The sequence below is a fragment of the Bacillus sp. NH11B genome (assembly GCF_001884205.1).
Classification (GTDB): domain Bacteria; phylum Bacillota; class Bacilli; order Bacillales; family Bacillaceae_G; genus Bacillus_A; species Bacillus_A proteolyticus.
The window spans coordinates 156,283-177,777 of the sequence record NZ_MAOG01000101.1 but is presented as its reverse complement, the minus strand read 5'-3'; the positions used below and the strand labels follow the sequence as shown (position 1 = coordinate 177,777).

Annotated in this window: 20 protein-coding genes and 4 pseudogenes; 5 read left to right on the top strand and 19 right to left on the bottom strand. The window is 34.7% G+C overall.

Annotation, left to right across the window (positions count from 1 at the left end; genetic code table 11):
• Positions 1-98: 98 nt before the first annotated feature.
• From BAU27_RS15530 to BAU27_RS15500, 7 genes and pseudogenes are all read right to left on the bottom strand, one after another.
• The gene (locus BAU27_RS15530) at positions 99-1,610 is read right to left on the bottom strand and encodes an ABC transporter permease/substrate-binding protein (protein ID WP_071745836.1); all 1,512 of its coding nucleotides are present in this window, start codon (positions 1,608-1,610) and stop codon (positions 99-101) included.
• Between the two features lie 3 nt (positions 1,611-1,613).
• Positions 1,614-2,561, bottom strand: a complete 948-nt coding sequence (locus BAU27_RS15525) for an ABC transporter ATP-binding protein (protein ID WP_083596022.1) — start codon at positions 2,559-2,561, stop codon at positions 1,614-1,616.
• 102 nt (positions 2,562-2,663) lie between these two features.
• The gene (locus BAU27_RS15520) at positions 2,664-3,221 is read right to left on the bottom strand and encodes a YdcF family protein (RefSeq protein ID WP_071771373.1); all 558 of its coding nucleotides are present in this window, start codon (positions 3,219-3,221) and stop codon (positions 2,664-2,666) included.
• A 63-nt stretch (positions 3,222-3,284) separates the two neighbouring features.
• Complete coding sequence (locus BAU27_RS15515) at positions 3,285-4,514, bottom strand: MFS transporter (RefSeq protein ID WP_071771372.1); 1,230 nt, start codon at positions 4,512-4,514, stop codon at positions 3,285-3,287.
• A gap of 1 nt (position 4,515) precedes the next feature.
• Positions 4,516-5,052, bottom strand: coding sequence for an NADPH-dependent FMN reductase (locus BAU27_RS15510; protein WP_071745885.1), 537 nt, complete (start codon positions 5,050-5,052; stop codon positions 4,516-4,518).
• A 152-nt stretch (positions 5,053-5,204) separates the two neighbouring features.
• Positions 5,205-5,831, bottom strand: a pseudogene (gene gnd / locus BAU27_RS15505) (phosphogluconate dehydrogenase (NAD(+)-dependent, decarboxylating)); the annotation flags it as partial.
• Positions 5,789-6,313: pseudogene (locus tag BAU27_RS15500) on the bottom strand (FGGY family carbohydrate kinase); the annotation flags it as partial. The pseudogenes gnd and BAU27_RS15500, both read right to left, overlap by 43 nt.
• Positions 6,314-6,543: 230 nt before the next feature.
• Between BAU27_RS15500 and BAU27_RS15495 the strand changes: the two are divergent.
• Both BAU27_RS15495 and BAU27_RS15490 read left to right on the top strand, forming a co-directional pair.
• Positions 6,544-6,741 (top strand): annotated as a pseudogene (locus BAU27_RS15495) (MarR family winged helix-turn-helix transcriptional regulator); the annotation flags it as partial.
• A complete protein-coding gene (locus BAU27_RS15490; RefSeq protein WP_071771370.1) occupies positions 6,735-6,935 on the top strand; it encodes a hypothetical protein in 201 nt (66 codons plus the stop codon). The pseudogene BAU27_RS15495 and the gene BAU27_RS15490, both read left to right, overlap by 7 nt.
• 205 nt (positions 6,936-7,140) lie before the next feature.
• On the opposite strand, the gene BAU27_RS15485 is transcribed toward BAU27_RS15490, so the two are convergent.
• Positions 7,141-7,518, bottom strand: a complete 378-nt coding sequence (locus BAU27_RS15485; protein ID WP_071771369.1) for a hypothetical protein — start codon at positions 7,516-7,518, stop codon at positions 7,141-7,143.
• Between the two features lie 265 nt (positions 7,519-7,783).
• Positions 7,784-9,345, bottom strand: a protein-coding gene (locus BAU27_RS31100) for an IS3 family transposase (RefSeq protein ID WP_139254656.1) whose coding sequence is annotated in 2 segments (ribosomal slippage) — positions 7,784-8,712 and positions 8,712-9,345 — 1,563 coding nt in all. Because the reading frame shifts where the segments join, the coding sequence is not laid out codon by codon here.
• A 436-nt stretch (positions 9,346-9,781) separates the two neighbouring features.
• On the opposite strand from BAU27_RS31100, the gene BAU27_RS15470 reads away from it, so the two are divergent.
• Positions 9,782-10,684 carry an ABC transporter permease subunit gene (locus BAU27_RS15470; RefSeq protein ID WP_071745184.1) on the top strand — a complete coding sequence of 301 codons (903 nt, stop codon included), beginning with the start codon at positions 9,782-9,784 and terminating at the stop codon, positions 10,682-10,684.
• The gene (locus BAU27_RS15465; protein WP_071771366.1) at positions 10,681-11,700 is read left to right on the top strand and encodes an ABC transporter permease; all 1,020 of its coding nucleotides are present in this window, start codon (positions 10,681-10,683) and stop codon (positions 11,698-11,700) included. The genes BAU27_RS15470 and BAU27_RS15465 overlap by 4 nt, the downstream gene beginning before the upstream one ends.
• Before the next feature lie 295 nt (positions 11,701-11,995).
• On the opposite strand, the gene adhP is transcribed toward BAU27_RS15465, so the two are convergent.
• The 5 genes and pseudogenes from adhP to BAU27_RS15440 form a co-directional block, all read right to left on the bottom strand.
• A complete protein-coding gene (adhP, locus tag BAU27_RS15460) occupies positions 11,996-13,033 on the bottom strand; it encodes an alcohol dehydrogenase AdhP (protein ID WP_071771365.1) in 1,038 nt (345 codons plus the stop codon).
• A gap of 382 nt (positions 13,034-13,415) precedes the next feature.
• Positions 13,416-14,017 (bottom strand): annotated as a pseudogene (locus tag BAU27_RS15455) (MurR/RpiR family transcriptional regulator).
• A 235-nt stretch (positions 14,018-14,252) separates the two neighbouring features.
• The gene (locus BAU27_RS15450) at positions 14,253-14,888 is read right to left on the bottom strand and encodes a response regulator (RefSeq protein ID WP_071771364.1); all 636 of its coding nucleotides are present in this window, start codon (positions 14,886-14,888) and stop codon (positions 14,253-14,255) included.
• 14 nt (positions 14,889-14,902) lie between these two features.
• Positions 14,903-16,021 carry a GAF domain-containing sensor histidine kinase gene (locus BAU27_RS15445; protein ID WP_071745188.1) on the bottom strand — a complete coding sequence of 373 codons (1,119 nt, stop codon included), beginning with the start codon at positions 16,019-16,021 and terminating at the stop codon, positions 14,903-14,905.
• 228 nt (positions 16,022-16,249) lie between these two features.
• Positions 16,250-17,143, bottom strand: a complete 894-nt coding sequence (locus BAU27_RS15440; RefSeq protein WP_071771363.1) for a mechanosensitive ion channel family protein — start codon at positions 17,141-17,143, stop codon at positions 16,250-16,252.
• A 351-nt stretch (positions 17,144-17,494) separates the two neighbouring features.
• Here BAU27_RS15440 and BAU27_RS15435 point away from each other — a divergent pair, with 351 nt between their 5' ends.
• A complete protein-coding gene (locus tag BAU27_RS15435) occupies positions 17,495-17,944 on the top strand; it encodes an NUDIX hydrolase (RefSeq protein ID WP_071771362.1) in 450 nt (149 codons plus the stop codon).
• A 35-nt stretch (positions 17,945-17,979) separates the two neighbouring features.
• Here the strand turns inward: BAU27_RS15435 and BAU27_RS15430 are convergent, their stop codons facing one another.
• The 5 genes from BAU27_RS15430 to dat form a co-directional block, all read right to left on the bottom strand.
• On the bottom strand, positions 17,980-18,528 hold the full coding sequence (locus tag BAU27_RS15430) for a cysteine hydrolase family protein (protein ID WP_071745191.1): 549 nt from the start codon (positions 18,526-18,528) through the stop codon (positions 17,980-17,982).
• A gap of 253 nt (positions 18,529-18,781) precedes the next feature.
• The gene (locus BAU27_RS15425) at positions 18,782-18,973 is read right to left on the bottom strand and encodes a hypothetical protein (protein ID WP_244159087.1); all 192 of its coding nucleotides are present in this window, start codon (positions 18,971-18,973) and stop codon (positions 18,782-18,784) included.
• 138 nt (positions 18,974-19,111) lie between these two features.
• Positions 19,112-19,600, bottom strand: coding sequence for a putative periplasmic lipoprotein (locus BAU27_RS15420; RefSeq protein ID WP_071745193.1), 489 nt, complete (start codon positions 19,598-19,600; stop codon positions 19,112-19,114).
• A gap of 255 nt (positions 19,601-19,855) precedes the next feature.
• The gene (locus BAU27_RS15415) at positions 19,856-20,503 is read right to left on the bottom strand and encodes a nitroreductase family protein (RefSeq protein ID WP_071771361.1); all 648 of its coding nucleotides are present in this window, start codon (positions 20,501-20,503) and stop codon (positions 19,856-19,858) included.
• A 98-nt stretch (positions 20,504-20,601) separates the two neighbouring features.
• On the bottom strand, positions 20,602-21,477 hold the full coding sequence (dat, locus tag BAU27_RS15410) for a D-amino-acid transaminase (protein ID WP_071745195.1): 876 nt from the start codon (positions 21,475-21,477) through the stop codon (positions 20,602-20,604).
• Between the last annotated feature and the right edge of the window lie 18 nt (positions 21,478-21,495).

Here is a 21,495-nt window from a genome sequence, read left to right as displayed (position 1 = left end):
TACTTTTTTGAAAAAATGTATAAGTATGCACAAAAAAACCGTCCATTTTGTAATGAACGGTCATTTCAAACATATAAAATTGTATATTTTTTGTAAAATCAATGGAGTAACTTCTCTTTTTGTAAAAATTGTTTTGCTACTTCTTCACTACTTTTACCATTTACGTTTACTTCATAATTCATTTTTCTCATTTCTTCATCTGTAATCTTTCCAGATAATTTATTTAATACTTTTTCAAGTTCAGGATATTTTTGTAACGTCTCTTTTCTTAATAATGGCGCTCCTTGATAAGGTGGGAATAGTCCTTTATCATCTTTTAGCACTTTAAGCCCATATTGCTCCAATTCACTATCTGTTGAATATGCATCAATTACGTTAACATCCCCCGATTGTATTGCACTATAGCGCAGTTTCGGTTCCATCGTTTTAACATTTGAAAACTTATAGTTATATAATTTTTGCATTCCTTTATAACCATCTTCACGATCAGCAAATTCTAATGTAAATCCTACTTTAGCTTCCTGTGCAATTTTTCCTAAATCAGAAATTGTATTTACGTTATTTTGATCTGCTATTTTTTTCGGCATAGCTAGTGCGTATGTATTGTTATACTCCATTGGCTTTAACATAACCATATTATATTTCTTTTCCATTCCCGTGCGAGCTTGTTCATATACTTCATCACGATTTGTACTTTTCGGTTCTTCTTTCACGAAAGTAGATAAAGCTGTTCCTGAAAATTCTGGGTATATATCTACTTCACCTGATTTTAACGCTTCAAATACAAATGCTGTTTTTCCAAGTCCCGGCTTTAATTCCACTTGTAAATCTGTATCCTGCTCAATAAGTTGCTTGTACATTTGAATTAAAATTTCTGGTTCAGATCCAAGTTTGCCGGCAATAACTATGTCGTTCTTTTGTGTATTCCAAAGAAATGGCAAAGCAATCATTACGACAACAATACATATTGTCAATATAACGCGCTTAGAAGAGCGTCTTGGGCTCTCGAGTGCCCGAAGTACTATATCAAAGAATAAAGCGAGTAACGCGGCTGGTACGGCCCCTAAAATGATAAGCGCATGGTCATTTCGATCGATACCAAGTAATATAAGTTTACCAAGCCCACCTGCGCCTATTAAAGCAGCTAATGTAGCCGTTCCAACAATTAATACCATTGCTGTACGAATACCCGCCATAATAATTGGCAATGCGAGAGGAAGCTCCACCTTCCATAACCTTCTCCAGCTATTCATTCCCATAGCTCTCGCCGCTTCTATAAGTGATTCATCTAATTCCCGTATTCCTGTATATGTATTTCGTAAAATAGGTAATAGTGCATACACAACTAATGCGATTATGGCTGGAAGTTTTCCGATTCCTACTAACGGAATTAAAAGTCCGAGTAATGCAAGTGATGGTACTGTCTGCATAACTGCAGAGGTCCCAATTATAAATTCAGCCATTCGTTCTTTTCTCGTTAATAAAATACCAAGCGGCACCGCTATGATTACTGCAAAAAATAGTGAAATAAGCGATATTTGTAAATGCTCACTTAATGCACTCAGCAATTCCATTTTTCGTTCTTGGAACGTTTGAATAAAATCAGTCACTGATTAGCCTCTCCCCTTCATTTGTTCAACAATATAATTGACAATATGACGACTTGTTAACGCTCCAACATATTGACCATTTTCTACAACTGGCACTGACTCTTCACCTTGTAAGCGGACTAGTGCTTCTTGTAAAGGAGAATGTAAAGATAAAGCAGTCCCTTCTACTCGTGTACTATCGTCTAGCGGCAATACATCTTCTATATTCATCCCCTCATACCAAGGTCGTCCACGATTTCCGATGAACTCCTCAACAAACTCATTTTTCGGGTTATGTATAATACCTTCTGGTGTATCTAATTGAACAACTTTTCCTTCTTTCATTACACAAATACGATCACCAAGTGATAAAGCCTCTTGCATATCGTGCGTTACGAACACGATTGTTTTTTGGATTTTTTTTTGCAGTTGTACAATATCCTTCTGGAGCTGCTCCCTACTTAACGGATCTAACGCACTAAATGGTTCGTCCATAAGTACAATTTTCGGGTTTGCGGCTAATGCCCGTACGACACCAACACGTTGTTTCTGCCCTCCCGACAATTCATCTGGCATACGATCACGATATACATCTGGATCGAGCCCAACCATCTGTAGCAAGTCATCGACACGTGCTTTTATTTCCTTTTTGGTCCATTTCCTCATTTCAGGGACAACTGCAATATTTTCAGCAATTGTCATATGTGGAAACAGCGCAATCTGCTGCAACACGTACCCTATATTCCAACGTAGTTCGTTTATGTTATATTGTTGAATATCTTTTCCATCGATTAAAATTGATCCTTCCGTCGTTTCAATTAAACGGTTAATCATCTTCATTGTCGTTGTTTTCCCACAACCACTCGGACCAATGAGAACAAAAAATTCTCCTTTTTTAATTTCTAAATGCAATGAATCCACTGCTTTTGTGCCATCTTCATACGATTTTGACACATGATTAAATTGAATCACAGACACAGCTCCTTTCATGTTGTTTCCTTTATTTTGATGGAATATAGCACTCATTTCAAATGATACGCTTTATTATACAAAAAAAGAGCTCTCATTTGAGCTCTAACGGTCGAACAATAATGTTTTCATAATTGCAGCATATTCACGCACATACGCTTTTTTCTTAGAGCGCCTCGGTGTTTCAGCAGCCAAAGCTTCCATCTTTATCCCTAAACGCTTTGCAATTATTTTCGTTCGATATAAATGATACGTATTACTTACAACTACCGCATGCTTTACATCATATAAATCCATACTAAACTTTAAATTTTCATACGTATTTGTAGAGCGGTCTTCAATTAAAATACGATTCTCATCTATACCATGTACCATTAAATAGTTTCTCATACTGTGAGCTTCCGGTATATCTTCATCTTCCCCTTGACCACCTGAAGCAATTACTTTCACCTCAGGGTGAGCATGTAAATATTCCAACGCTATATCCAAACGATTTTGAAGAGATAAGGATGGTCTATCTCCAAATAACTTTGCACCTAATATAAGAACGTATGGAGAGTGATTACTCAATGTTTCACGAGCAACTTTATTCATTCGAAACGTCATATAAATGATGTATAGCGGCGGTAGTAATAAGATTATAAGCAAGATCCATTTGTTCATAAATAAGTTAGCACTCCCTTTCTTTTTATTATATAGAAAAAGAAAGGGAGTAAGAAGTATTTTTTAAACGATGGATTTATTAGACACATTTGCTTCCATTTTACGTTTTGAAATTACATAATAAAAAGCAATCCCTAATGATAGGATCAATATAAAGCTTAGTACGTAAAACGGGATCATCACCCCTGCTTTAGATACGCCTGCCGTAAACAACATTAATAATACAATTCGAATTCCTGTACCAATTAGTCGAAATAAGCTGTCCACACGTCCCATTACTTCATTTGGTATTTCTTCCATCATCAATACATTTCTCGCCACTCTCGTTCCAGCATTTCCAATCGCATGAAAAATCGCAAGTCCATATAATAACATAATGGAAGGCTCAATAATTATTGCGGTAATTGAAATTACATAAATGAACATCGTCATAACGATTGAAACTTCTGTTTTGACATATTTCATCATGATTGGAATACTTATTCCTGCAAGAACCGCTCCGACACCGTACATCATACCTTCAATTGCGTATACAGAGGCACTAGCTTTGAGTATATTTGAAATATATACTGGGATTAAATAATTTGCCATCATGACACCGATAAACGGCATATAAGTCGCTAGTAAAAACCAAAATAACTTAGGGCGCTTTTTCATAAAGTGAATTCCTTCGAACAATTGCTTCTTAAATGTTACTTTCCCTTTCACTTCTTTTTTCTTTACATACGGTATACATAAGAACAGGAAAAATGCTCCTGCAAAAGTTAACATATCCACTAACAAGATCCATTTCAAAGAAATAATCTCAATTAAAAAGCTAGCAGCTGCACCTGAAATAACTTGCGTTAACTGTCCTTGTATTTCCATTGTGCCACTTAAACTTTTATAATGCTCTGATTGAAATATTTCTTGGTTAAATGCAAATATTGTGGGATAGAATAATAGATAATAGAAAGAACCTGCTATATAAATAATAATGTAATGAATAGAATTGTATGATTGCCCAGCAAATCCCCAAATAGCCATCATTCCTATAATGGCTATCCCGATACCTTCGTTACATAACAATAAAGATTTTCTTGAAAAACGATCTATGCTTTGCCCAATGAATGGCGTTAGCAAAAACATGATGAGAGTTGCAACGATAGAAATATACCCAAACGTTGTCTCTCCCCCACTTTCCTTAATCAACAGCCACGGAATCGTTATCATAACAATCCCAGAGCCAATAGCAGATAAACTATTGGCTCCTAGAATGTAATATAAGCGAGAATCATGATAAAGAGAGGACATATCACTCAACTCCTAATTGTTTTTTCACCTCTTTATATACGCTCATATATGCTTTTAATTCTTTAACTAAATCATGAATTAATGGTTTTGCATCTTCTCCAAGTTCACCATCTTGCACATGTAATCCATCAAGTACTACTTGTTTTGGGATTGCATTTGCGTAAACGCCTCTAGCGACAGTGCGCATACTATTTAATGCGTTTATTCCCCCTTTACCTCCTCCAGCAACTGCTAACAATGCGACAGGTTTATGGATGAATTCACTGCTACTTAAGTAGTCTAATGAATTTTTCAGCGCTCCACTCATCGCATTATGATATTCTGGTGTACATAGTACTACTCCATCCGCAGCTTTCACTAAAGCTTTTAATTTTTTTACTGCCTCTAATTCACGTTGTGATTCTTCTCCATTATATAAAGGCAATTCCGCTACTGCTAAATCGTATAACTCCCCTTCAAATTGCTCTGCAATATATTTTGCCACAACGCGAGTTCTACCGAATTTTCTTGGTGTACCGTTAATAACGACTAGTTTCATAATTATTTCTCCCCTTTGTTTTCAAGTTATATTTATATATTATCAGAAATTTCTATACAAAACACAGTAAAAAGAGGGAAAAACTTTCATTAAATAGTATGAGAAATAAAAAAACTCATACTTTCGTATGAGTTTCACAAAACTAATATTTCCTATTTTTTCACAACCTCATGTCCACCGAATTGATTACGAAGTGCAGAAACCACTTTTCCGTGGAATGTATCATCTTCTTGTGAACGGTAGCGCATAAATAATGACATAGCAATAACTGGTGCCGCTGCTTGTAATTCAAGCGCAGTTTCAACAGTCCATTTCCCTTCTCCTGAAGAGTTCATTACACCTTTAATGCCATCAAGTTTCGGATCATCTGCAAATGCTTTTTCAGTTAAATCCATTAACCAATCGCGGATAACTGATCCGTTCGCCCATACTTTTGCAACATCTTCATAATTGAAATCAAAGTAACTCTTATCTAGTACTTCAAACCCTTCAGCGATTGCTTGCATCATTCCGTATTCAATACCGTTATGAACCATTTTTAAGAAATGCCCACTACCCTCGCGGCCCGCATATGAATAACCGTTTTCTACTGCTAAATCTTTAAATAACGGTTCTAATTGATCATAAATTTCTTTTTCTCCACCAACCATTAAACAAGCACCGTATCTAGCTCCTTCTACACCGCCTGATGTACCGATATCTACGTAATGTAAGCCAAAGCTTTTCGCTTCTTCAGCACGACGCAACGTATCTTTATAGAATGAATTTCCACCTTCAATTTAGAAATAAATTTATAAGCACTCTTATATAACTCTGGTTCCTCTTCTTTCATCCATAATAATTTAGAAAGTGGTGACATTGGATGAATGGGTGTACCTGTTCGTCTATAAATTTCATGTCCATTCATATGTTCTAATAATTTTTCTGATTGTTTCGTACTCCGATTATCTGCCCAAATGATAGAGTGCGTTAACGGCGCACCGTTTTCATCTACAGCAATTAATGCGTGCATTGCTGTACTAATACCGATTGAAGAAATATCCTCTGGTAACACATTACTTTCTTCGATGGCGACGCTTACAGTTTTGAATACAGCGGCACATATTACATAGGGATCTTGCTCAGCCCATCCGACGTTTGGTTGAATAATTGGATAATCAATTGCATGTGACGCAACGACTTTCCCTTTTTCTGTGAACACAACCGTCTTCGCACTTGTGGTACCGATGTCAATCCCGATTACTCTCCCCCTTGTTTCCATGCGGATCTTTCCTTCGTTTCTAGCAAAATACGATTTAGTAAACCGTTTACATGAATTAGTATATAAATTTTTTCTTAAATCAAGTTTTATAAAGAAAATTTTTTTCATAACAAAAAAACAAACCCCTTCATTCCATTTCATTTACATACTAGAATTAGCTTTTCCGTGCGGTAAAGTTGCATTATATTCGTTTCGCAACATACTCTTTTCCTCTCATTAACAACACATACAGAGGGAAAACTATTGTTTTGACTAAACGAGGTTGGTTAGTAGTGAAAGCAAAAGGGGAAATACTAGCTGAGATAGAAAAGCGCTTGAGTGAAAAGATAGGTGCTGAACGAATACAAATGATCAGAGAAGATTTAACAAAAATAGTTGATGAAGCAAGAGAAGATAAATTTATATCGGGAGTAAGACCAGTATGGTAAATATAGAGTTTATAAAAGAGACTAGCCGTACATGGTGTACCATCTGTGGTTTTGAAAAAAGTTTAACCGTTTATAAAAAAGATGAACCGGAATTTCCTATCTCTTTAAAAAAGGGATTTCGGTTTTTCTTGTGGATTAAAAATCTGTTAATTGATAATAAAGTTATTCCATTAAAGGGCCAGATTGTTGAGTAAAAGCCAAATGAAATTTAGCAGTTTAAATAATACGTTGATTAAAAACAGAAACATACTTTACCAAAATAAATTAAACACAAGGGGTAATTTTAATGAGTAGAATAATACTTTGGAATGTGATTGTAACACATAAGAAAAAGCCTTGCTGTATAAACAAGACCTTGTCACACAATGGTATATCTGGTATCCTCTGAAACACATAAATTTAATTTGTAAGTTCTTTTAGGATTTTCGGCATCCGTTCCTTTTTAAAGACAAACTTGAAAGATTGATTGTCTTTTAAAGTAACTTGAATTGCTCCATTAAGTACACTAGTTAGTTCTTTACATTCCGTTATATCGAAGCGATGAATTCCGATGGCGAGTTGAATGTCCAAATTCATTTGTTGTTTATATACAAGCAATCTTTGGTTTGTTATCACTAAAACTATTGGCATATTCTCTTTAGTGAGCCAAGAAATTTCAGGAAGAAGTTTCATCACCCAATTAGTAGGGGCAGTTCTTCCAGTAAAGACATCGATAATTTGTTCATTAGGTTCTAAATCATGTTTAACTTTTTCTTGATATTTAACAGAAATATTCATTTTTATTCCCCTCTCATATTGGAATTTTTAGTTTATTACATAAAATCTGCCGAATTTAATTTTTTAATCTCTCCTATTAATTCTCTTAACTTCATTTCAAACCCTTCAGACAATCTTTTGGTGAACATCTCCCTTGTACGACGATGATTTATATATGATCGGACTTTTTTATAAAAACTGTATATGTATTCATATGAAAAGAATCCATTTTAATCAATCTTGAACAGCTCCCTGTCAAGTAGACAGTGGAAATAATAAAAATACTTTAAGCGGTTTGAACCCTGTATTCCAATGGGCTTAAACCGTTTAATCTTTCTTGGTAACGTTCGTTATTGTAAAACTGGATATAATAATCTATCGCTTGTTGTAAGGCTTCAAGTGTCTCATACTTATGTAGGTAATACTTTTCACACTTCAACGTCCCCCAAAACGATTCCATTGGTCCATTATCTATACATTTTCCTACACGTGACATGCTATGAATCATTTTTGCTTTTTCTATTTTTCTCTTAAACCCATGTGACGTATATTGATACCCTCGATCACTATGAATCAATGGATGTTCATTCTCTTTTAATATAGTGATAGCTTGATCCAATGTTCGAAATACCAATTTATTATTGTTTGAATTTCCCAATACATAACTAATAATGGAACCATCGTAAAGATCTAAAATGGCACTTAAATACGTTTTCCTTCCGTTTCCTAATTTGAACTCCGTGACATCTGTTACCCATTTTTCATTGGGCTTGCATGCAGTAAATTCACGATTGAGTCGATTTTCAGCGACATATTGCGCAGATGAGGGAACATAGCGCTTTCTTTTCCGACGAATCACGGACTGTAATCCAGCAATGTGCATTAAGCGATAAATGCGTTTGTGATTGAACCTTTTATGATATATCCTATTGATATTTAATTTCATTCTTCGATACCCATAAATGCCTCCTACTCGTGCATAAATAGCCTGGATATCCTGAAGAATTGCTTCATTCTCTAATTCTCTAGCTGTTGGCGTGCGCTGTAGCCATTTATAATAAGCGGCACGAGATACACCGGCAATTTCACATAAAAGGATTACTGGCAGATTTTCATTCGCATGTAAATCTTGAATCGCTCTATATTTATTTTGTAGACGAACGCTTGTTAACGACGCCTCCTTTCGAGTTCCTCTAACTTTTTTAAAAAAGCATTTTCTGCACGTAATCGTTCATTTTCTCGCTCTAAACGTTTCATTTCCAGCTTAAACTTTTCTTCATCTGTTAATTCATATTCCTCTTTCTTTCGACCGCGTTTATCTTGTAGTGCTTCTTCACCATGCGCTTCAAACTTCTTGACCCATTGATATACCTGTTGATAAGAAACTTCATAGCTTTCGGCTGTGAGCTGGTAGTTTTTCTGATGTTTTATACAGTAATTCACAATTTGAATTCGTTCTACAAACGTTGTTTTTCTTCTATTTGTCATAGAGTTTGTCATTCCTTTACCGGTATCATTTAATTCTCTATGACTATTATACTTTTTAATCCATTTTCTCAAAACCGCAGTACGGGATATATTGTATTTTTGGGTAACCTTGCTTAACGAAAAGTGCCCTGATAGATAATCATTGACGGCTGCTAACTTTAACTCTTCTGAATAACGCTTCCAAGAAAGTACTTCTTCTAGGCCATCTTCACCATTCACTTCATACCTTTTCTTCCAATCTCTAATCGTCCCAGAATCAATCGAAAATTTAGCAGTAATGTCAGCTATTGATTGATGACCATCTTTATAAAGAGCTAAAATCGCCAATTTTTCAGCTTTAGAATATTTCATTCGAGCCATAAAAAATACTCTCCTTAGATAAACAGATTTTTATTTTTTATTTGTCTACCTAATGGGGAGCATATCATCTTTTTTCAAAATGGATTCCTTTTGTCTTTTATCAAATAAGGATTTGTAAAGCATTTCTGATTAAACTTCATTCTAAATCTACACTAAATGCTTAAGTTGATGGGCGTGGGGTCACATCACATATCCATCAACTTAAGCATTTACCACCAATACGGAAATTTTGTGCATTTTGCTCTTTTTATTGCTTTAGGTTCACTAGTCCTTTTATCTTGATGGACATAGAGCACGGCTCCCTACTATCACTTTCTTACCTTGTAAATATATGTTCCATACTATAAAATCTAATAGTATTTATATTTTTCAGAAAAATCAAAACAAAATATAAACTTTATTGTATAATGTTGTAAAAAGATGTCGGAGGGATTTAATGTTAAATAAAATATCTCAATTCACAATAAAACTTTCATCAATTCTTTTATCACTCTTACTATTACTAAATTTACCTTATTTATTTATCACTCAACAGGGATTCACTTTTCAACCAATTCATTTTTTTAATCAGATCGTTACTATGTTAAAACAGGTTTTCTCACCTGAATCATTAGTAGTTATAGGATCAGACCCGAAATTTGGTAGTTTCAAAAAGACACCATTATTTCCAACTGTTTTAGAACCTTACCTATATTCATTTACTGTATTATTTATAGCCTTTTTTCTTGCGCTCTTTCTATCATCTAGTATGGCATTTTTTTATTTTTTAGCAAAAGATTATATAAAAAAATGGATAAACCGAATTGTGTTCATATTAGAAGCTGTCCCTGATATGATGATGATGATTTGTTTGCAAATATTTTTCATATGGGTACTTCAGAAATTCGGAGAATCTCCTGTCACCATTATTTCTTTTAATGAAAATCGAGCTTATTTACTCCCTATTGTATCTTTAGCGGTCTTACCTACATTACAAATGTTTCGGATGATGGTGTTATACATAAAAGAAGAACATGGAAAACATTACGTAGAGGTGGCATATGGAAAAGGCCTTTCATCAAGTTATATACTATGCATTCATTTATTCAAAAATATATCTATCCACTTCTTCCACCATTTAAAAACGATTTTTGTTTTCTTACTTTCTAACTTATTCATTTTAGAATTTGTTTTTAATATGGAAGGCATTATTCAATTTTTATTTAAGAAGGCGTTTATTTCACCTCCAGCTGCATTTATCATACTTGTTATGATCATTTTACCATTTTATACTATTTTTCAAATAACCTCATTCATGATGAATAGATGGAAAAAGCAATTGAAAGGAGCAGCATTATGAAATCTATTTGGAAATCAAAACGCTTTTTAATTGGCTTTACTTATCTATTCATACTTGTTTCAGCTAGTTTTATTTATAGTTGGTTCTTTAAAGATAACATCCCAAAACCTCCTCAGTTACTTTACAATGACAATAACGAATTACTTGGAAAGGCCCCCTTTCCACCATCGTTAATGCCGCCTTTTGGAACTGATCGTTTTGGAGAGTCTGTTTTCTTACAAATTGTAGAAGGAGCAAAATTCACCATTTTATTAGCCGTGGCAATTAGCTTCTTTCGAATTTTATGCGGAACATGTATAGGAATTCTCTTAAGTTTATATGCTCCAAAATTCAAGAGATTTTTCCAGACATGCTCAGAAGTTTTTTATTATATTCCAACTCTATTTATCGCATTTATACTCATCACGCCCGTTAATATTGTAATTACATCAAATGCTGATAGATTAGACCCAAATATTTCATTTACGTTTTATCAAGTACTCGTACTTATTTTCGTCGCTCTGCCTACACTTTCTTTATATATATCCTCAGAGGTTGATGAATTTATGAAACAAGATTACATTTTAAGTTCACAATTACTGGGTGCTAGCCGTTTTCATATTATAAAAAAACACTTACGAGTCTTATTACTTGACCGCTTATTTGTGTTATTCATGGAACATATCGTCCAAACACTCATACTCGTTATCCATTTAGCGTTGCTTGACATTGTAATTGGCGGGATACAAATGCGGGAACTCTATGACGGAGTGCTCAAACCTGTTTCTCTATCTAATGATTGGGCAGGCCTTATTGGATTAAATCGTTATGAAATGAATCTTTCATGGTGGATTATTTTTTATACTCTCGTTTCATTCTTTATTACGATTCTTTTTATTAAGCTTATGACAATCGGGATTCAAGATGCACTGAAAGCAAGAGATTCGCAAGTTGTAGCAATTCAAACCGTTCCAGATCATAAAAAATTTGTTAAACATAAAGATTCTTTTTCGTTTGCAAATAAAGTGAACCTTTAATCAGCGGGGATTTTCTTCATCCCCCACTGACTATCAGCCCTCACCAATCGGGCTTTTATGAGCAATTGATTCCCCACCTAACTTCTTTGCCTTCACCGAATTTTGAGGTGGGGATCTTACTACACGGCAAATAGCGGGATAAATTGAACCTTTAATCATTTCTCATTAATCGGCATTGCTATTAGTGGAATATAAAGAAGATGATCCCTGTTGAATACAGGGATCATCTTCTGCATGCCGTCTAACTTTTTTACATATCCTTTGCTAGACTCATGCTTTTTATATTTAAAGTGAATTATTTGCAATCACAATTATGCTGTTTAAAATCGATTACCATACGTCCTTGAATTCTACCTTGTTCCATTTCTTCGAATACATTTTGTACTTTATCTAGAGAACACGTTTGAACAACTGGCACTACTTTCCCTTCTTCGCCGAACAAAAATGCCTCCTCTAGGTCCTTACGAGTACCAACTAGAGAACCTACTACTTCAATTCCGTCGAGTACAAGTCGTGGAATATTTAAATCCATAGTTTCTACTGGTAAACCTACCGCAACGACTTTACCACAAGCACGTACTGCATCAACCGCTGAGTTGAAGGCTACTTTAGAAACAGCTGTTACTACAGCAGCATAAGCTCCACCAAATGTCTCTTGTACAATCTTATCAGCAGGACCTTGCGTAATTGGATTGATAGTCATATCCGCACCAACTTCTTTTGCTAAGGCTAATTTGTCGTCATTGATATCTACTGCAATTACCTTTGCACCAAATACATTTTTAGCGTATTGGATAGCTAGGTTACCTAATCCACCACAACCATAGATGACAATAGGTTGACCAGGTTTAATGTCCGATACTTTTATAGCTTTATATGTAGTTACACCCGCACATGTGATTGATGATGCTTGAGCAGGATCTAATCCTTCTGGTACTTTCACCGCATAATCAGCTGTAACAATACATTGTTCAGCCATACCACCATCTACTGAATAGCCAGCATTTTTCACTTCACGGCAGAATGTTTCTCTACCAGTTACGCAATATTCACAACGGCCACAAGATTGGAACATCCATGCAATACTTACACGGTCACCAACCTTTAGTGAAGTAACATCATCAGCAATTTTCGTAACAATACCTACACCCTCATGACCTAGGATACGGCCATCTGTATTACCAAAATCGTGATTTGCAACGTGTAAATCAGTATGGCAAACTCCGCAATACTCTACATCTACTAACGCTTCGCCTGAGCGTAACGGACGTAATTCTTTTTCAATAACTTCGACGTTTGCTCTGCTGTTTTTATTCACCACTACTGCTTTCATATGTGATCTCCCCTTTAGTGTTTTAGAATTTTAATGAGTTCTTCTCACAACTTCTGTCTTCACTGTTTTGGCCAACTATTGCACCAAATTTAAGTGTTCAATCATCATTACATGTTCATCATAACATGTAATTTTATAAGTCCATTGTAAAATATTGAACAAAATTTGAATTATTATCCAAAATGTATTTTGATGTATGAGGCTATTTTTTGCTTTTGTATGCGAAATATATAGGTATAACAAAATGAATGTTTTTAAATATAAGAAATTACGAATATTAATTAGTGACCTTTTTCAATGAGGGAATTTAAAAAACGTAGATCTAGAGGATATATCAACAGACAATTGACCAATATAAAAAGCTCTTCATTTGAAGAGCTTTTTATATTCGCTTCATCGAAATTGTTTCACGAATGCTTTGTAAATTTTGTAGTGTTTCATCTTGGCGCTGTAACGACAATCCCACATACAAAGTACCTAATAAACTTAGTTGTGCTAATCGCGATGAACTTGCTTCCGTATGAAATTCTGTCTCACGAGTCGAAGTATATAGTGTTATGTCAGCAAGTTGACTTAACGCTGATTTCTGATAGCTCGTAATTGCAATATACACACAGCCTACTCTAGTGCCGTTTCATTTAACAAATGTAATGTATCCTGCAGTCCTGTAATATGCGAATGAAAAACTTTTTTAGCGACAGTTACCATACTATCTTCTGCAGACACTTCTTCATGAATATTTTGCATTGGTGTATGTACAATCTCACGAGCTAATGTAATTTTCAGGTCTTGAAAACCTAGGTGTTTGCATAAGCGGAATATCGTTTCTTCAGAACTATTCGTAACTTCCGCTAACTCCGTAATCGATTTATGTACAACATCTTGTGAATGTTTCAAAATATGTTCGACAATACTTCGTAATTTCGGTGATAAACCATTTAACGAAGCCTGAATCTTTCCAATCCCACTTTTTGTACCAGGCATATCGTATCTTCCCCTTCCATAGTAGCTATATCTCGTATTAACGGGCAGTAAGACTCCCTCCTCAAAATCCGATGAATGCAAGGGAGTTAGATGGGAGTCGGGCTGCCCGTAGAAACCCGATTGGTGCGGGCTAATAATCGAAAGAAGAAACACCTTTATTTAGCGCATCACTATACATTTTATTTGCTCTTATGTATTCTACCGTAACATATGACACAATTATTCATACTTATTTCTAGTTTTCCCCATGCTTTACTGCGTATAATGCAGCTTGTGTACGATCATCTACTTCTAATTTAGCCAATACGTTAGAAACGTGTGTTTTCACAGTTTGTTCTGTAATATGAAGCTCTGCTGCAATCTCCTTATTGCTTCTTCCTTTCGCAATTTCACGAAGTACTTCTTGCTCCCTTTTCGTTAACATAGAAAAAGGATTCTCTTTTTCTTTCTTGACTACTGATCGTCCTAATAGTGCTGGTGTTACTTTCGGATGAAAATTTGCATTTCCTTGATATACCGCAACAATTGACGCAACAAGTTGATCTGGCTGCACTTCTTTTAATTGATAACCATCTGCCCCAGCTTCGAGTGCTGGTAAAACGTAATCTTGTTCTGAAAAACTACTGAGCATAAGTATCTTTATCGTCTCATCGTATTGTTTTATACGTTTTGTCGCTTCAATACCATCCATTTTCGGCATTGATAAATCCATTAATACTACATCTGGCCTTTCTGTTTGGACGAATGTTAATGCTTCTTCACCATTTTCTGCTTCCCCAATAATTTCAAATTCTTCTCTCGTCTTCAAAAAGAATACGAGTCCCCTTCGAACGATATGATGATCTTCTACAAGTAGTAATTTAATTTTCATAGACGTTCTCCCTTTCAAACCGGTAATTGAATTTCTATTTTCGTTCCCTTTTCTGGTTCTGCTTTTATTCGAAAAATCCCCCTCATTAACTCAATTCGTTCTTTCATACTTTTCAAACCAAGTGCGGACTCTCTTACTTGTTCCTGTATAAATCCTATTCCGTTATCTTCTATGTAAAAGTGCAGCTTATTATCTTCAATCCTTAAATGAACACATACTTTTTCACACGAAGCATGCTTTTTACAATTATGTAATGCTTCTTGGCTTATACGCCATAAAACTTCTTCTATTTCATCTTCAATTAAAACCATTCCATCAATTCGAACTTCCACTTGAATCCCTAACAGTTTTCCATAATTTTGTATCGCTTCTGCTAAACCTTTTTCTAATCCTTCAGGTCTTAATTGCCAAATTAATAGCGTCATCTCTTGTAATGCTTCTTGCGATAATTCCCCAATATAACTTAACATCTCTTGCAAATCTCTATCTTGCGTCATATTCAGAGTACCTTTCGCTGTTAGCATAATAGAAAATAACAATTGTTTAACTGAATCATGTAAATCACGAGCCAATCGATTCCTTTCAGCTACAACTACATATTTACGTTCTTTCTCCACTAATTGAATACGTTGTATTGTCGTTCCAATTTGAAATGCAATCGATTCTAATAACGCTAACTCTTCCTCAGAAAAATGTGTTTTATGGGGCGAGGCCACATTTAATAGACCAAATCTCTCTGATCCGGACCTAAGTGGAATTGTCGCATGATGTGTAACATCTTCTGTTTCACCCCAATTACATTCAATCGCATCTTCTATTCGCTTACATTCAATAATATTTGTCGCTTTTTCTAATCTGCCATTCACAAAACGCTCTACACACCAACAGTCTCCTTCACACATCGGCTTCTTCTTTTGCCACGTAAGGGCTGGTGGTAAGTTTTCGTCTACAAGCATACGGTGCTTTCCACTTTCATCAATAAAGAATATCCACCCTGTTTGTAAATTCATAACTTGTAACAATGTATGTAAAACTTTTTCTAACATGTCCTGTAAATTCGTTGCTTCATTTAGCAATTCCGCAATTTCTTTTAATGCTTCTAAACGATGTATCTCTTTTTCTTCAAAGTTCATTCTCATCACCAACTATCATTATAACATTAAGAAATTTCTAAATTCTATAAATAAAAAAGAACTGAATTTCTTCAGCTCTTTTTTATTTATCAATCATTTTTTTATTTTCTCTTTAAATTTTGGCAGCGTAATTCTTAAACTGAACTACGCCAAGTAATGAAGTTACTTTTTAAGCCCTCTAAAACTCATCTACATCTACAAATCCGAATTCAAAATGTAAAGCTTTATTTAATTGTCTGACAAATATTGTTCCCCATGGATATGCTGCAAACTTTCAGTAGTAACGAACATATTCGCTGCTGGCATTTGCACTTGATGTTTATGGAACATAGCCATTAATGCAAATCTTACTTGTCTAGAAGTTTCAAAATAATCTTCTGGTTTAATTAAACCTGTAATACAAAATTCATATCCAACATATTTAAGGTTAGGATTTAAGTCTGTAACACCAACATATTTAAATGGTTCAACAGCCTCATCCTCTACTTTATACAGACTTTGTTCCAAATTTTCATTGCATATAACACATACGTCTTCTAACAATTCCTTAACTCTTGTAGGATCTTCCTGATAACTTACCGTGATGCGTTCAATTACTCGCATCCATCCTTTATTAAAATTTTGTATCGTTCTAATCTCTCCATGTGGTATGGTAAGTAGTTTTCCTGACCATTCACGTATTTGCATAAAACGAATACTAATTTCCTCAATAGTTCCCGAATTTGTTCCGTTAAAAGTAACAAAATCGCCAACACGAAACTCTTTGTCCGCTAATCTCGCAAAGCCTAATATGACATCTTTTAGCATTTGTTGCGCAGCAAAACCAATGACAACTCCCGCTATCCCTGCACCTGCAATAATGCTTTTTATATCTACAAACTGACTAATTAAATAAATGATTAGACTGATGATAATGATATATCTAAAAATAGATCGAATGACACTTTGAATCGTCTGTTCTACCTCTTCATCAAAAAAGCTGGACTTTCTAAAAAACCAATCAATAATGCGATTTATTACAAACGAAATGATGATAAGAACTAAAGCAAATAGTAAAAACCTTAATAGTAAAAACTCCCTTACATAATTAAAAAACTCCTCAGTATACGCTAATACACTCATCTATCCACTTCCTTATTTTTAAAAAATTTCATGCAGAGCTGATTTATTGTAATTACTTATTGATTATCTCAAAATTTGCTTTCGCAACTTTTTTCCCTGATCTTTCATTTTACTTTCTTAACTATGTATTTGTATCCCTAGTTCATCTCCAACAATATAACCCTTTCATCAATCTTTCAACTTCAGATGTCCTTTTCTATTTACTATAAATATACCCTTTTTAATAATCTAAAGGGAGATTACAATAGAAATTTTTATAAGCAACTTTGTAATTCTCACCTCGTTCAAAGAAATACATTCACATAACACCGAATAGTTCATTTGATACTTTTTTCATGGAGGTTACAATTAATGGGATATATCGAAGAACTAAGAGCAATTGTTGGATCAAGACCACTCAATTTAGCAGGAGTTGCTGTAGCTGTTTTAAATGACCAAGGACAAATATTACTACAACAAAGACGAAATGGCATGTGGGGTGTTCCTGGAGGGTTTGTGGAACTCGGTGAATCCACAGAAGAAGCTGGAAGACGAGAAGTGCTTGAAGAAACAGGTATTGAAATTGGTATACTTCAGTTAGTAAGTGTATTTTCAGGTAAAGAGTTTTTTGTGAAATTAACGAATGGAGATGAATTTTATCCTATAACAATCGCTTACCTTTGCAAAGACATTACAGGTGGCTTGTTAAAAGCAGACGGAGTTGAATCATTACATGTACAATTTTTCGATTTAAATGGGCTACCAGAAAAGATTAGTCCGTTCATTAAAAAGTTAATTCAACAACAATTTGTTTCTATTTAAATGTAAAAAAAGAGACCTTTTCAAAGGCCTCTTTTTCACTTCACTTCTGCATTTAAACAAGATTTAAAATGTCCAAGTGCATATTCATGCCCTTGCGCATTAAAAGATGCAACCGCCTTTTCATAAACGACAATTTTAAATCCTTTATTATAAGCATCTACTGCTGTATGAAGAACACAAATATCAGTACATACCCCTACAAGATGAACTTCTTCTATTCCTCTTTCTCTTAGTTTCATCTCTAGATCCGTTCCCGCAAATGCACTGTATCGCGTTTTGTCCATGTAATATACATTCTTATCATTTTTATATTTTTCGTATACATTTTGTAATTCACCAAACAAGTTTCTTCCATTTGTACCTGCTATATTATGAGGTGGAAACAAATTGGCTTCTGGATGATGTACATCATTTTCTTCATGTTTATCGATTGCAAACACTACGTAATCTCCATTTTCAATATATTGCTTCGTTATATGTACAAGTTCTTTCTCAATTTCTTGACCTGGCTTCCCGCAAGTTAAAGCACCTTTTTCAGCTACAAAATCATATGTATAGTCGATATTAATAAGAGCTCGTTTCATTACTACTATCTCTCCTTCTTCTGTTTCACAGTAAACAATAGAAAATTTGTTATTACGACATCGTATGTACTATTCGACATTTCAAATGAAATCCCTACATTTCCAACTCAATACTTACCTTAATCCGAGTTTATCATAAAGTGAAACTTTAATCAGAGGGGGGTGTCCATCCCCCTCTGATTATTAGCCTTCACCAATCGGGCTTTTACGGGCAGTTGATCTCCCACCTAACTTCCTCGCATGCGCCGAATTTTTAGGTGGGGTTCTTACTGCCCGTTAAAGCGGGATAAAATCGGTACACAATGACAAAACATACAGTTCCAATTAATAAATCATGAATTTGATAATTGAGCGTTACTTCAATTTCCTCTTGTAAGGTAAACCAAATTATCGACATCATTATCACAAGTAAGAAAATACGAATACATCGCTTCAAATTTTCAATCCCTTTCTCTTACATAGCAAAGAATAACTTCTTCCTATTCATTCGTATTGGAAAGCGAAACAGATTATTCTCTATTACATCATTCGATCCATACAAAAAAGCACACTACTTTTTTGAGTAATGTACTTTTTATTCCGCTTAAGACGCAGGCTTCGTTTCAAATGTCGCTTGATTAAAGCTAATGACTTTTCCTTTCGGGTCATTGTTTTCAAACTGAGCTGCGGTAATCGTATGACTACCTGTCTCAAGCATTTTTTCTTTTAATTGTACTGTTGTCTGTGTTGAACTAGTTACTTGATGTTTATCTGCAAATATTTGATCTACAAATACGAATGTATCTTTATCGTTTTGAAAATTAGAAAGTTCTAACTCGACTTGCTGAATTAAAGTATCTTTTTTGATAAATACAGTCGGTATATTGCCATTTTCAGAAGTACCATCTGGTGTAATTACTTTTACTTTCCCTTCTCCAACTGGTATTGCCCCTTCAGGAAATACAACCATATTCTCATCACTTGCATTTACAACCTGTTCTTTCTGATTAGACTGTGCGTCCTCTTTTTCCTTTGGAGTACCACAACCTACTAATAACAATACAGACAGTCCAGCGATTATGAATTTCTTCAAAATTCATCCCCCCTGTAATTTCATTATATTTTATTATACAAAAATAATTTTAATATTTTAAAACTACTTTTAACACTTTCATGAACAAATACTATCTTGCTCACGATTACTGTATCATACTTTCCTTAATAGAACATTAATTTTTTGTAAGCAATAAATAGAAATTCTTTCTTATTCATCATTTTATCCCAAAATCACACCAAAATATCCCATAAAATAAAAAGACATCGTTATTTCCAATGTCTTTTTTATCTATTATTTAATAAATGTTGTAATCTCACCTACTTCTTTTCTTGGAAGTTTCTTCGGTTTATCTTTCGGAAACCCGAGTGAAATAACCATATTTATTTGTTTTCCAGGCTCAATTTGTAAATATTGTCGCAGTTCATCCTGAGCTAATAATACAGGTCCTGTCATTGGACAAGTACCAAGTCCCTTCGCATGTGCAGCCAACATTAAGTTTTGTGCCGCTAAACAGCTACTCTTAATCCCTTCCTCTTCCCACACTGAATCAGGAACGAAGGCAATTGGATCAAATATCTTTTCACGAAACTTTGATTCATATGGCGTTGCCAAACATACGATTAATACTGGTGCCTCTGAGAAAGCTGTCGCATACGGTCCGAAAGAACGTGTAAGTAATTTCCCTGCTTTCTCTTCTCCATTTTCTGCTGCTTTTGCTGCAAGTTTATGTAATGCATCCCATGTCATTTGTTCAATTTCTTTAATTTTCTCGCGGTTCATAATAACCAAAAACCCCCACGTTTGTGAGTTCGTATCACTCGGTGCGTAACGAGCACAATCAATAATTTCTTTTATATCACTTATGGACACTTCTTGTTCCGTGAATTTTCTAACACTTCGTCTACCGTGAATTACTTCTTTAAAATCTTCATAATTCATACATAAAATCCCCTTTTTACAGCGTTTTCAAAACTTGTCCTACGGTTGAATTATATCATGAAAAAAAGCCGGAAGAATACCAGCTTTTTTCTTCAGTATTAATTTGTCACTTTAAACAAACTAATACTCTCTTCATATGCAGCTTGTAGTTTTTTCGTAATTGGTCCTCTTTCACCGTTTCCAAACTGCTCATCACCAATTTGAACAACCGGGAATATTTCGAGCGGTGTCGCTGTAAAGAAGCACTCATCAGATTCATATACTTCCTGTAATGAGAATTCTCGCTCTTCTACTTCAATATGTAAAGCTTTTGCTAATGTAATAACATAGTGACGAGTAATGCCGTGTAGAATAAAATTGTCAGTTGGATGGGTAATCAATGTATTATTTTTCACCATAAAGAAATTAGAGTGACACCCCTCAGTTACAATTCCCTCTCGTACTAATATCGCTTCTTGATACCCTTGCTCATTTATTTTATTTTTAATCATAATATTCGGTAGCAGGTTTAATGATTTTATATGACAAAACTTCCATCTGATGTCCTCTTCTACTGTTACTTTGATCCCCGCTTCCATTGAAGCAACTGGTCTTGGGAACGAAACAAGATTTGCAAAATATGTCGGCTGTAAATCTGCCTCATATACATGATTACGCGGTTGTGCGCCTCTTGATATTTGTAAATATACATTCCCATCTTCTTGAAATTGATTTTTTTCAATCATTTGATGTAACCCTTCCACTAATTCTTCCTTCGTAAATGGTGGAACTAGTTTAATTTCTTCCATTGATTTAAAAAATCGCTCCAAATGTAAATCTAATAAATGAGGCTTACCATCGTATAGTCTAAATACCTCATAAATACCATCACCAAATTGGAAGCCTCGCTCTTCTAATGCGACCATCGGCTGTTCTTCCTTCGTATTAATAATTCTCCCATTGAACAAAATCCAATCTTTATGAGTAGCCTTCATTCTTCCCCACTCCTTTAT